Origin of the sequence: Mycolicibacterium llatzerense (assembly GCF_025331195.1) — a bacterium.
In the GTDB taxonomy this organism is placed as follows: domain Bacteria; phylum Actinomycetota; class Actinomycetes; order Mycobacteriales; family Mycobacteriaceae; genus Mycobacterium; species Mycobacterium llatzerense.
In genome coordinates, this window is record NZ_LXOV01000001.1 from 1,065,712 (window position 1) to 1,077,791 (window position 12,080).

Here is a 12,080-nt window from a genome sequence, read left to right on the forward strand (position 1 = left end):
AGCTGCGGCCACGGCACGAATACGGCATCAATTCCACCGTCGGCGTCCCCATCCTGGCCCCCGTGATACCAGGGTCACTGCGGTGTCCCGTGGCTGCGTTCATCAGCGGCATCGTTCATGTTGTGCCTCTTGAAGGCAGCAGAAGGGAGCAAAGATCATGCAGCGACAGGACGTCGAATTCCCAACCGACGACGGGGTGACACTGCGGGGTTGGCTGTTTACGCCCGACGGCCCCGGCCCGTATCCGGCCATCACCATGGCCCACGGATTCGCCGGGGTGAAGGAGCACGGGCTCGAGCGTTTCGCCCGCCGATTCGCCGACGCCGGATTCGTGGTGCTGGTACATGACCACCGGGGCTTCGGCGCAAGTGATGGCCTGCCGCGCAACGACATCAACCCCTGGGTGCAGATCGCCGACTGGCGCCGCGCCATCTCGTTTCTCGAGGGCCTCCCGCTCGTCGATCCGGACCGAATCGGGCTGTGGGGCAGCAGCTATGCCGGCGGACACGCCATCGTGTTGGGCGCTACCGACCGGCGGCTGCGAGCCGTGGTGGCCCAGGTCCCGACCATCAGCGGCTACCAGCAGAGTCTGCGACGCGTTGCGCCCGATCAAGTTTCAGCTCTCGAAGGCGCCTTCACCGAGGACGACCGTCGGCAATTCAGCGGATCTGCGCCGGCCACGCAGGCGGTGGTGAGTGCGGACCCCGCCGTCCCCGCCGCCTACCGCAGTCCTGACGCCGTCGCGTTCTACACGCAGCCGGTGCCGCCGGGAACGTGGGACAACGCAGTGACGTTGCGTTCGACTCGCGCGGCACGCATGTACGAGCCCGGCACCTTCATCGGCCGCGTCTCACCCACTCCGTTGCTGATGGTCGTGGCGATGCAGGACGCCGTCACCGTGACCGACCTGGCCCTCACCGGATACGAAAAGGCACTGCAGCCAAAGAAACTCGTCACGATCGCCGGCGGCCATTTCGACCCTTACCTGACGCAGTTCGACGCCGCCGGCGGCGAGGCGGCGGACTGGTTCACCGAACATCTCCAAAGCAATTGAGCCCGAAGGAAATTCGACATGCCTGAACTGCACTACGACGTCCTGGTCAACGACGGACTGCCCCGGCACCGCGAGCAGCGCCTACCCGACGGCAGCCCGATCGTCTCGTCGCCCGTCACGTCAACCCTGATCTACGGTGAGCACGACGCCGTCCTGGTCGATCCACCGTTCACCTACGCGCAGGTCTATCGCGTCGGCGACTGGATTCAGCAATCCGGTAAACGACTGGTCGCGATCTACGCCACGCACGGCCACGGTGATCACTGGTTCGGCACCGCACTCCTGCTGCAACGCTTTCCGGGTGTCGTCGCCTATGCCACGCGCGGAACCATCGCGATGATGCATCAGCAGGGCACCGACGGCCGGGCTCAGATGTGGGACGTCGATTTTCCTGGTCAGATTCCACCGAGTCCCGTTGTGTACCAGCAGGTTCCGGAGTCCGGAATCACGCTGGAAGGCGAACAGCTGCTAGCCGTTGAAGTCGGCCATACCGACACCGACGACACCACCGTCCTGCACGTGCCCTCCATCGGCCTGGTCGTGGCCGGCGACGTCGCTTACAACGGGGTGCACCAATACCTCCTCGAGAGTGCGCATGGCGGCGTCGAGGCGTGGTTGGCGGCCCTGGACAAGGTGGCAGCGCTGAAGCCACGTGCCGTGGTCGCGGGCCACAAGAACAAGGAGCTGCCCGACGACGCCGCGATCATCGACCAGACCCGCGAATACTTGCTCGAGGCCCGCCGGCTGCTCGATCAGAAGCCCAGTCCACAAACGTATTTCGAGCGGATGACCACGCTGTACCCGAACCGATTGAACGTCGGCCCGGTGTGGTACTCCGCGGTCGCACTGCTGTCCGGAAGCGCCGGCGAGTCCTCGGTGCGCGACGAGGTGACGCACTGGTTCTTCGACGACTATCTGCCGACCTGGGTCGGCGTCGCCGCAGGCACGATCTCCCGCGACTCGGATTTCATCCTCGACTACTGGTCGGCGCCGCTGAATTGGACTGATCCGCAAGGCAGTCGGTGGCTTCGGGAGCCAGCCGATGTGGTCGACGTGCTGCACGAACTGCACACCCGACTGAACGCCGCCGGCTACACCGACACCGCGGTGCCGGACCGGAAGGTGACCGTCTACCACGACAACGGTGCGGCAATCGAGGTGATCTGGGCGCGGCTCCGCGGCGATGGCACCGAAATCGAGCGAATTGCAGCACATTTCGAGCTGGCCCGCGGAAGTCAGGGCTGGCGGATCATCGCCATCCAGGCGGTGCCGACCGCCAGCGACTCGCTGAAGACCGTGTGGCTGCACGAGAACTGATCGCAGAGGACAACAACCATGATCATCGACACCGCCGACCTGGACCCCACCTCGGCTTACAAGCTCCTCATCGGCAGCGTGCTGCCTCGGGCCATCGCCTGGGTCAGCACCGCCTCGCCCACGGGGGTTGGCAATATCGCACCGATTTCGTTCTTCACGGTGGTCGGGCGCTTTCCGCCGATCCTGTCGATCAGCCTGCAACCGCGTTCGGACGGGGTGACCCTCAAGGACACCTTCGTCAACATTCGCGACACCAACGAATTCGTCGTCAACATCGCAACCATCGGGCAGGCCGACGAAGTCCACCGATCCGCATTCGAATTCGGCACCGACGTCGACGAATTCGAGGCCCTGGGCCTGGAGAAGGCAACTTCCGAGGTAATTTCCGCACCACGTATCGCGGGTGCGCCGATTTCCTTCGAGTGTGTCGTGGACCGCATCATCCCGATGCCGCCGCTGCCAGATCACGTGGTGTGGGGACGGGTGAAGCGGATCCACGTGCGCGACGACCTGTATCTCGAGCGGGGGCGCATCGACGTCGGCGCCCTGGGGGTGTTCGGCCGCCTCGCCGCGGAATACACCATGGTGGACAACATCTTCACCACTCCGCTGCCCGTGCCACTGGTCGCCGAACTCGGCGCACTCCGCGCCGGCCGGCTCGACGGGCACCCGTCCGACTACTCCCCCATCGACTCCGCCGAATGGTCGCCGTCGGGCTCAACGAAGACGGCCGTGCAATGACCACGCACCACATCGGGTTCCCCGTCCGACGAACCCCCGCACGCGCCCCGGGTGCCCCGACCGTGCTGTTGATTCACGGGTTCCTCGACGACGCCTCGGTATGGGATGACGTGATCGACGCTCTGGCCGGTGAGATCGCCACCATCAGCTACGACCTCCCCGGTTTCGGGAGGCGCAGCGAATCGGTATCTGACACCGCCACCATCACGTTGCAGGCGTTGGCCGCCGAAGCCGGCGACATCGTCGCAGGCCTCGACGGGGCGGTCGTGGTGGTCGGCCAAAGCCTCGGCAGTCAGATCGCCGAACTGGTTGCCGCAGCGCACCCGGACCAGGTCCGCGGCCTCGTGCTGCTGACCCCGGTTCCGCTGGGCGGTACGCAATTGCCTGACGAAGTTGTCGCGCAGTTCCGCGCCATCGACGGTGACAGCGCCGCGCAGCGCGCGGCCCGATCCGAACTGTCACCCCGCCTGACCGACACGCAGCTCGACCGGTTGACTGCCGTCGGCACCCCGGTGGCCGCCGGCGTCGCCGCTCACTATGTCGATGTGTGGAATGCCGGATACCCAGCGGCGCCGGCCCGCAGTTCCTACGGCGGCCCGGTGCTGATCGTCCGCGGCGGCGGAGACGGTTTCGTCACGGCAGCCATCGCCGAAACCATCGCGGCACGCTTCACCGGAGCCGAAACACACGTCGTCGACCAGGGCGGCCATTGGCTACACGTCGAGTACCCGGGCACCGTCGCCGCGATGATCCTCGATTTCACCGACGCAATCGCGGAGGAGCGGGCCGCACTTCCACATGTCTAACCAGGTGGCATATCGTGGCGGTCATGGACTTCGCGTTGTCGGCAAAAGCGCAGGATTACCAGCACAGGCTCACCGAGTTCATGACCGAACTCGTGTTGCCGGCCGAGGCCTCCTACCACGCCTATCGTGAGGAGAAGGGCCCGAAGGATCACACCGTGCCGCCGGTGGTCGAGGAGCTCAAGATCGAGGCCCGCAAGCGTGGCCTGTGGAACCTGTTCCTGCCGTCGGAGTCCGGGTTGACCAACCTGGAGTACGCCCCGTTGGCGGAGATTTCCGGCTGGAGCATGGAGATCGCGCCGGAGGCCATCAACTGCGCGGCGCCGGACACCGGCAACATGGAGACCCTGCACCTGTTCGCGAACGAACAGCAGAGCAAGCAGTGGCTCGAACCCCTGCTCAACGGTGAGATTCGCAGCGCGTTCGCCATGACCGAGCCCGCCGTGGCGTCCTCGGATGCCCGCAACATCGAGACGACGATGCTGCGCGACGGCGGGGACTATGTCATCAACGGCCGCAAGTGGTGGATCACCGGCGCCGCCGACCCGCGCTGCAAGATTCTGATCGTCATGGGCCGCACCAACCCGGATGCGGCCTCACACCAGCAGCAGTCGATGATCCTGGTGCCGGTCGATACCCCCGGCGTCGACATCCAGCGGTCGTTGCCGGTGTTCGGCTGGCAGGACCAGCACGGGCACTGCGAGATCGTCTTCGACAACGTCCGGGTGCCGGCGGAGAACCTGCTGCACGAGGAGGGTTCGGGGTTTGCGATCGCGCAGGCGCGGCTGGGGCCGGGCCGTATCCATCACTGTATGCGCGCGATCGGGGCCGCTGAGCGGGCGCTGGCGTTGATGATCGACCGGGTGTCCACGCGGGTGGCGTTCGGTAAGCCGCTGGCCGAGCAGGGCGTGGTGCGCGAGTCGATTGCCCGCTCCCGCAACGAGATCGACCAGGCCCGGTTGTTGTGTGAAAAGGCTGCCTGGACCATCGACCAGCAGGGCAACAAGGCTGCCCATGTGCTGGTGTCGCAGATCAAGTCGGTGGCCCCGCAGGTGGCGTGCGATGTGATCGACCGGGCCATCCAGGTGCATGGCGCGGCGGGAATCTGCGATGACGTCCCGCTGGCGCGGCTGTACGGCTGGCACCGGGCGATGCGGTTGTTCGACGGTCCGGACGAGGTGCACATGCGCACCATCGCGCGCGCCGAACTCGGCCGAGAGAAGTCGGCACTGGCGGCCGCGGTGTTGGGTCGCTGATGCGGTCGACTGGCCTGGAACTCACTGGCGCCTGGAACTTCCGCGATGTCGCCGAGGAGACGGGCATCGCCGGTGGCCGGCTGTTCCGGTCCAGCGAGCTGAGCGGACTGGACGACGACGGACGTAAAGCCCTGCAGCGCTACGGCATCAGCGATGTCGCCGACCTCCGGTCGCTGCGCGAAGTCGAGCGCCGGGGTCCCGGGCAGGTGCCCGACGGCGTCGCAATCCACCTGCTGCCGTTCCACGAGCTGGCCGCCGCCGGCACCGAGGAAGCCGAGGCACCGCACGAGAACGCCTTCGAGAAGATGATGACGGAGAAGCCCGACGACGAGGACGTCGCGGCGGCTGCCGGTCGCTTCATGGTCGAGGAGTACCGCCGCTTCCCCACCCTGCCGGGCGCGCATCTTGCGGTGCGCCAGGTCATTTCGATGCTCGCCGACTCCCGCCCGGTGATCGCGCACTGCTTCGCCGGCAAGGACCGCACCGGATTCACGGTGGCGACGGTGCTGGGCGCCGTCGGGGTCGGGCGCGACGCGATCCTGACCGATTTCCTGCGCAGCAACGACGCGGTGCCGCAGCTACGGGAAGGCATCCTGGAGACCATCCGCACCCGGGCCGGGCAGACGGCCGAGGTCGTCACGTTCGCCGAGGCCCGGCTCACCGAAGAGGTGCTCGGCGTCCGCGAGGAGTACCTGGATGCGGCCCTTGGGGTCGTGGAGGCCGAGTACGGCTCGCAGGCGAATTACCTTGCGGCCATTGGGGTTACCGATGAGCAGTTGACGCGATTGCGAGGCGTGCTGCGAGGCTGAGGCGGTGCCTAGCCGCGACTCGCGGTAAGTGTCACCCGAACCTCGTCCGTCACCTTCATCGCGCCCATCAGCATCGAATATTGCTTGATGCCGTGGTCACTGTGCCGTACGACCGCCGCTCCGCTCAGCCGCCAACCGGCGTCGTCCCGTACCGCCTCGACGTGGACGGTCTGCTCGCTGCTGCGTCCGCCGAGGTCCAACGTTCCGGTCAACCGCCACGAGTCCGCATCGGGTTCGATCGACGACGTACGGAATGTCGCCTGCGGAAAGCGCTTGACCTGCAACGTCTTCAGCGCGTTGCTCCGCACCAACGACTTCTCCGCGCTGGACAGCGGAGTCATCCCGCCCTCACCGGTCAGCACTTCGAGTGAGTTCAGTTCGACGGTCACCTCGACCGAGGCGGGTTTGTCTCCGTCCCAGTCCACGGTCGCCCGCCAGGAGCTCAACGCGATGGTCAATCGGTGCCCCATCCTGGCCGCACTGCCGGTCACGCCGGTGTGCAGCAGCAGCTCGCCATCGGCTTCGCCGAGACTCCATTGCGTAGAGGTCAATTGCCCAACACCAAACCCGTCACCCAGGCGACCGTCGAGAGCAGCGCGGCTGTCAACTCGACCCCCATGGCCAACGCAACGCCCTTCAGGGCGTGCTTGGTCGACGTCCAGGCCCGGCCCTTGTCACGTAGTGCCGAGTACTCGGACAGGTAGACCCCCAGCACGAAGCCGAGGGCCAGTCCCAGCACGGGGATCACGAAAAACCCGATGACACCAAGGATTCCGCCGACGACGAGGCTGCGGGTGGACACGTCAGCCTGTCGCATCCGGCGCATCGGCCAGAGGTACTTGATCACCTCGCCGGCCAAGAACAACGCCGCCGCGACGCCGAGCACCACCCACGACGTCGCGGTGTGGACGACTACCGCCCACACCGCGATCGCGAGGAATACGACCAAACCGCCGGGTAGCACCGGCACCACGATGCCGACCAGGCCGATCGCGATGACCAGCGCAACCAGCACTGTTCCCAAGGTATTCACGACTAGGGCTCCAGGACTGCCTTGCCGTGAATCTTCCCGTCGGCCAACGCCTGTAGTGCCGCAGCACCGTCGGCCAGCGGAAAGCGCATCGGCTCAGGCGGTCGCAGCCCGGCTTCGACCAGCTTCGCCAGGCCGGCACCGATCTCGGCGGCCGAACCCGGCACCCGGTTGATGAACTCGCCGTACCCGACGCCCACCACGCTGATGTTGCGCAGCAGCAGCCGATTCACCTTGACTGACGGAATACCCTGTCCGGCAGCGAAACCCAGCACCAACAGCCGGCCCTCGGTGGCCAGCACCCGAATCGCGTCATCGAAGGCGTCGCCGCCGACCGGGTCGACCACCAGGTCCACTCCCCGGCCGTCGGTGGCCGCCAGCGCCGCGTCGCGCCAGCCGTCGGTGAGCGGCAGCACCACGTCGGCTCCGAGTGAGGCCACGAAATCCATCGCCTCGACCCGGTGCACCATGGCGATCACCTTGGCGCCCATGGCCTTTGCGATCTGGATGGCCGCGACCCCGACGCCGCCGGCCGAACCCAGCACCAGCACGGTCTCCCCCGCCAACAGCCCGCCGCGGCGGGCCAACGCGAAGTACATCGTGTAGTAGTTGCCGAGCAGGCAGACCGCCGAGGCGTCATCCAGACCGTCGGGCGTGGGGATCACCGACGACGGCAGAGCCAGCGCCTGCTCGGCATAGCCGCCCATCATCGTGAAGGCCGAAACCCGTTGACCGGCAACGAAACCGCATCCCTCTGGCGCCGACCGGACGGTACCCGCCACCTCCATGCCCGGGGTGAATCCCGGCGGCAGCTTGAGTTGGTACTCGCCGCGGACCAGCAGCAGATCGGGGAAGCAGACGCCGGCCGCACCGACATCGATGACCACCGCGTTGCCCGAAGGGTCAGCGGCGTCATCGATATCGGCGTAGGCAAGGCCCGAGGGGCCGGTCAGCGACTGTGCAACAAGCGCTTTCACCTATCAGCCGAGCGCGAACGACGCGGCCTTGGCGGCAGACAGATCGGTGATCTCGCCCCACCGCGCGGCGACCTCGTCGACACTGGGCACGTCGTCAAAGGTGACACCGTCGTTCTGGAACAGCGCGGTGCGCTGCACCTTGCCGCCACCGACGATGAAGATCGACCCGGTCTCCGGCAGCTCTTCGCTGCACAGCTGCGCCACGACCGGCGCCACGTACTCCGGCGACAGCTTCGCGAAGACCTCCGGCGGCACGATGTCCTCGGTCATCCGGGTGGCGGCGATCGGCGCGACGGCGTTGAGCTTGATGTTGTACTTGGCGCCTTCCTGGGCCAGGGTGTTGATCAGACCGACGAGACCCAGCTTGGCGGCGCTGTAGTTGGCCTGACCGAAGTTGCCGAACAGACCGCTGGTCGAGGTGGCGACCACGACGCGGCCGTAGGCGTTCTCGCGGAAGTGCGGCCACGCGGCACGAATCACGTTGTACCCGCCGTACAGGTGCACCTTGAGCACGATGTCCCACTGGTCGGCGGTCATCTTGTGGAAGGTGCCGTCCCGCAGGATGCCCGCGTTGGACACCACGCCGTCGATCTTGCCGAAGGCTTCGATCGCGGTGTTGACGATGTTCTCGGCGCCCTCGGCCTCGGCGACGCTGTCGTAGTTGGCGGCGGCGCGGCCGCCGGCGGCCTTGATCTCCTCGACAACCTGGTCGGCCATGTTGTGGCCGGCACCAGTGCCGTCACGCGCGCCGCCGAGGTCGTTGACCACGACGCAGGCGCCTTCACGGGCCAGCGTCAGCGCGTATTCGCGACCCAGGCCGCCACCGGCACCGGTGACGACAATGACGCGATCCTGCACTCCGGGCATGGGTTTCCTCTCATGGAAGGTCAGCGGGACACCGCAGTGGGTGTCCCCTTGTGTATACGGCGACCGATTGGCCGCCGCATCGGTGGGTCCGGTCTGACGTCGACCGGCTTAGAAGAACTTGCGCGCGATCTTCCACGCCTTGTCGGTGTACGGCGGGTAGATCAGCTTGCCCAGGTCGGGCCGCGTCGGCTTCGTCATCACCGACTTCGCGTGGCTGAACTCCAGGAAGCCGTACCGGCCGTGGTAGGCGCCCATGCCGGACGGTCCGACGCCACCGAACGGCAGCCGGGCCGTCGACACCTGGAAGATCAGGTGGTTGACCAGCATGCCGCCGGCCGGCACCTCACGGATGAAGCGCTCCCGGACGGCCTTGGCCTTGGTGAACAGGTACGCGGCCAGCGGCTTGGGCCGGGCGTTGACGAAGGCGATGGCGTGGTCGAGCGAATCGACGGTGATCACCGGCAGGATGGGCCCGAAAATTTCCTCGGTCATCACCGGTGCATCCAGCGGCGGGTCGACCACGACGGTCGGCTGCATGGTGAGCCGAGCCGGGTTCGTGCCGCCGCCGGTGACGACGTCCCCGCCGGTGCCCAGGTAGCTGCTGAGCCGGTTGAACTGCCGCTCGCTGACGATCGGCAGGCCGTCGACGTCGTCGGCGGTGAAAGCCACGATGGCGTCGCGGATCTTGGCGACCAGCTCGTCGCGGATGGGCTTCTCGGCCACCACGTAGTCCGGCGCCACACAGATCTGGCCCGAGTTGACCACCTTGGCGAAGGCGATGCGCTTGGCGGCGACATCGATGTCGGCGTCGGCGGCGACGATCACCGGGCTCTTGCCACCGAGTTCCAGCGTGACCGGGGTCAGGTGCTCGGCTGCGGCCGCCATGATCTTCTTACCGATCTCGGTGCCACCGGTGAACATGATGCGGTCCAGGCCCTGCGCGATGAGTTCCTGGCTGACCATGCCGTCGCCCTCGACCACGGCGACGGCCGAGGTGTCCAGGTACTTCTCGACCAACTCCACCATCAGCCGTGACGAGGCCGGAGCGAACTCAGATGGCTTGAGCACCACGGTGTTTCCCGCGGCGATGGCACCGACGAGCGGGCCCAGCGTGAGGTAGAACGGGAAGTTCCAGGCGCCGATGATCAGCACCGTGCCGTAGGGCTCGTATTCCACCCAGCCACGGCCGGGCAGTTGCGAGCGCTCCAAGAGGCGATAGCGACGTTTCGCCCACTTGTGCAAGTTCTTGGCCGCGTCCTTGGCCTCGGCGATGGTGCCGACGCTGTCCGCGAGCCAGGCCTCGAAGGGCTTGCGGCCGAGATCGGCCTCGAGCGCCTTGGCGATGGCGGTCTCGTTCTCTTCCATCGCCTGGGCCAGCGCGAGCAATTGCTTCTTGCGCCACTGCAGGTCACGGGTGCGCCCGGTGGCGTAGGTCTTGCGTAGGCCGGCGACAACCGCCGGGATATCAGCAGCTGTTGGGCCGACGGATACAGCTGAATCAAGGGTCATGACGAACGTCCTTACGTGAGCCAGGCAACATTCGAATCCTAGCCAACCGGCCGGTTGGTTAGAAGGGCCAGCCGCTCCGGATCAGCGCTTGAGTGCGGTCACGAACGTAGAAAACGCCTTGTCATCGGTGGCATCGACCTGCACCCAGCGATTCAGCCGGCGCATCTCATCCTGGGAGGTGACGGACGCGGACGACCAGCCGTGCGAGTCGAGCCATTGGGCCACGTCGGCGCGATCGGGGTCTTCGTACATCAGGTCCTGCACGTTCATGACCTGTCCCATGCCGAACTGCCCGGCGAGCTTGTCGAACCGATCGCGCATCCGCTGGCGGCGTTCGGCGGCGTGCTCGCCGACCGTCTCGACCGAGATGCGGCTGCCCGGTGCACTCAGCGCGGTGATGTTCTCGAACAGGCGGTCCTGCGCATCGGCCGGCAGGTACATCAGCAGCCCTTCAGCCAGCCAGGCGGTCGGCGCCGAATCGTCAAATCCCGCGTCCCGCAACGCTTTCGGCCAGTCGTTGCGTAGGTCGATCGGCAGCTGGTGCAATACCGCGACCGGCGTCGCACCGTGCGCCTTCAAGGTCTGGTCCTTGTACTCCAGCACCTTCGGCTGGTCGATCTCGAAGACCGTCGTGCCGGCCGGCCAAGCCAATCGGTAGGCCCGCGAATCCAGCCCGGACGCCAGGATCACGACCTGCCGAATGCCGGCCGCAGCGGCGTCGGCGAAATACGCGTCGAAGAAATGCGTGCGCACCGCCTGGTAGTTACCCATGTGCTCGAGCACCGCGGCGACCTCAGGATCGGCGCCGGCCATCCGGTTGTTGAAGTCGGCGTCCAGGATCGTCTCCCACACGCCGGTACCGGCGCCGGCGACCAGGATCTTGGCGAACGGGTCGCGGATCAACGCGTCGTCACGTTCGGATTCCCCGGCCCGCGCTGCGGCAACCATCACCGCCGTCGCGCCGACGCTGCTAGCGATATCCCAGGTGTCGTCGTCGGAGCGTTCGCTGCCCATGTACTAGATGTACCAGCTGACGCCGGCCTATTCGGTGACCCGCCACAACTTGTTGGCGAGCAAAAGTTCGAGCCGCTCGATGACGGCCGTCAGCTCCTGGTGACTGCCGACATATCCGGCGTAGAAGCCCATCCCCCACATGACGGCGATCAGCATCTCCACCACGGTGGGCACCTCGGTGTCGACGGCCAGCTCACCGCGCTCGATGGCGTCGGTGACAGCCCAGGTCACGAAGTCACGGGAGGCCACGAGCGCGTCGTGCTCCTCCTGGCGCAATTCGGGATGTCGCTGCGCCTCGAGAATCGAGGTCACCAGAAACGCCGCGGCGGATCGGTCCTCGGAGTCACCTTGGATGGCGGCGACGAAGAAGGACGACAAACGCCTGATGAAGGTGGTCTCCTCCTCGGCCCGGCGACGGCCCGCAGCGACCACCAAGGCGTTGGTCTGATCGAGGACCTCGCCGTACAGCACCCGCTTGTTCGCGAAGTAATGATTGATCGCTGGGCGCGTCAAATCCGCGCGGATGGCGATGGCTTGGAATGTTGCTGCGTCGTAACCGAGTTCACTGAAAACCTCGCGGGCAGCGCGCAGGATGCGCTCACGGGTTTCGGCCGCCTTCGCCGCGGGAGGGCGACCCGGGCCTCGGGTGGCGATGTACGGCATCGTCAAATTGTGCCACAGATCTCGGCCCGACCCTGCTCGT

General features: G+C 66.5%; 13 protein-coding genes. 6 read left to right on the plus strand and 7 right to left on the minus strand.

Annotation, left to right across the window (positions count from 1 at the left end; translation table 11 throughout):
- Positions 1–157: 157 nt before the first annotated feature.
- From A7G45_RS05435 to A7G45_RS05460, 6 genes are read left to right on the plus strand one after another with little or no spacing between them, the layout of a single operon-like run.
- Entirely contained in the window at positions 158–1,054 is an 897-nt protein-coding gene (locus A7G45_RS05435; RefSeq protein ID WP_260934565.1) for an alpha/beta hydrolase, read from the plus strand.
- An 18-nt stretch (positions 1,055–1,072) separates the two neighbouring features.
- A complete protein-coding gene (locus tag A7G45_RS05440; RefSeq protein WP_260934567.1) occupies positions 1,073–2,371 on the plus strand; it encodes an MBL fold metallo-hydrolase in 1,299 nt (432 codons plus the stop codon).
- A gap of 18 nt (positions 2,372–2,389) precedes the next feature.
- Complete coding sequence (locus tag A7G45_RS05445; protein WP_260934569.1) at positions 2,390–3,112, plus strand: flavin reductase family protein; 723 nt, start codon at positions 2,390–2,392, stop codon at positions 3,110–3,112.
- Positions 3,109–3,918 (plus strand): alpha/beta fold hydrolase, encoded by an 810-nt coding sequence (locus A7G45_RS05450; RefSeq protein ID WP_260934571.1) that lies wholly within the window; start codon positions 3,109–3,111, stop codon positions 3,916–3,918. Before A7G45_RS05445 ends, A7G45_RS05450 begins: the two co-directional genes overlap by 4 nt.
- 23 nt (positions 3,919–3,941) lie before the next feature.
- Positions 3,942–5,171: an acyl-CoA dehydrogenase family protein gene (locus tag A7G45_RS05455; RefSeq protein ID WP_260934573.1), complete on the plus strand. Its 1,230-nt coding sequence runs from the start codon at positions 3,942–3,944 to the stop codon at positions 5,169–5,171.
- Positions 5,171–5,980 carry a tyrosine-protein phosphatase gene (locus A7G45_RS05460; RefSeq protein WP_260934575.1) on the plus strand — a complete coding sequence of 270 codons (810 nt, stop codon included), beginning with the start codon at positions 5,171–5,173 and terminating at the stop codon, positions 5,978–5,980. Before A7G45_RS05455 ends, A7G45_RS05460 begins: the two co-directional genes overlap by 1 nt.
- A gap of 8 nt (positions 5,981–5,988) precedes the next feature.
- On the opposite strand, the gene A7G45_RS05465 is transcribed toward A7G45_RS05460, so the two are convergent.
- The 7 genes from A7G45_RS05465 to A7G45_RS05495 all read right to left on the minus strand — a co-directional run bounded on the left by A7G45_RS05465 (position 5,989) and on the right by A7G45_RS05495 (position 12,040).
- Complete coding sequence (locus A7G45_RS05465; protein ID WP_260934577.1) at positions 5,989–6,531, minus strand: YceI family protein; 543 nt, start codon at positions 6,529–6,531, stop codon at positions 5,989–5,991.
- Positions 6,528–7,013 carry a DUF456 domain-containing protein gene (locus tag A7G45_RS05470; protein WP_260934580.1) on the minus strand — a complete coding sequence of 162 codons (486 nt, stop codon included), beginning with the start codon at positions 7,011–7,013 and terminating at the stop codon, positions 6,528–6,530. The genes A7G45_RS05465 and A7G45_RS05470 overlap by 4 nt, the downstream gene beginning before the upstream one ends.
- Positions 7,014–7,015: 2 nt before the next feature.
- The gene (locus A7G45_RS05475; protein ID WP_260934583.1) at positions 7,016–7,987 is read right to left on the minus strand and encodes an NADPH:quinone oxidoreductase family protein; all 972 of its coding nucleotides are present in this window, start codon (positions 7,985–7,987) and stop codon (positions 7,016–7,018) included.
- A gap of 3 nt (positions 7,988–7,990) precedes the next feature.
- Complete coding sequence (locus A7G45_RS05480; protein WP_043391304.1) at positions 7,991–8,854, minus strand: SDR family oxidoreductase; 864 nt, start codon at positions 8,852–8,854, stop codon at positions 7,991–7,993.
- 108 nt (positions 8,855–8,962) lie between these two features.
- On the minus strand, positions 8,963–10,363 hold the full coding sequence (locus A7G45_RS05485) for an aldehyde dehydrogenase family protein (protein ID WP_260934588.1): 1,401 nt from the start codon (positions 10,361–10,363) through the stop codon (positions 8,963–8,965).
- 81 nt (positions 10,364–10,444) lie between these two features.
- Positions 10,445–11,377 (minus strand): SAM-dependent methyltransferase, encoded by a 933-nt coding sequence (locus A7G45_RS05490; RefSeq protein WP_260934591.1) that lies wholly within the window; start codon positions 11,375–11,377, stop codon positions 10,445–10,447.
- A 27-nt stretch (positions 11,378–11,404) separates the two neighbouring features.
- Positions 11,405–12,040, minus strand: coding sequence for a TetR/AcrR family transcriptional regulator (locus A7G45_RS05495; RefSeq protein WP_043391310.1), 636 nt, complete (start codon positions 12,038–12,040; stop codon positions 11,405–11,407).
- Positions 12,041–12,080: the final 40 nt, after the last annotated feature.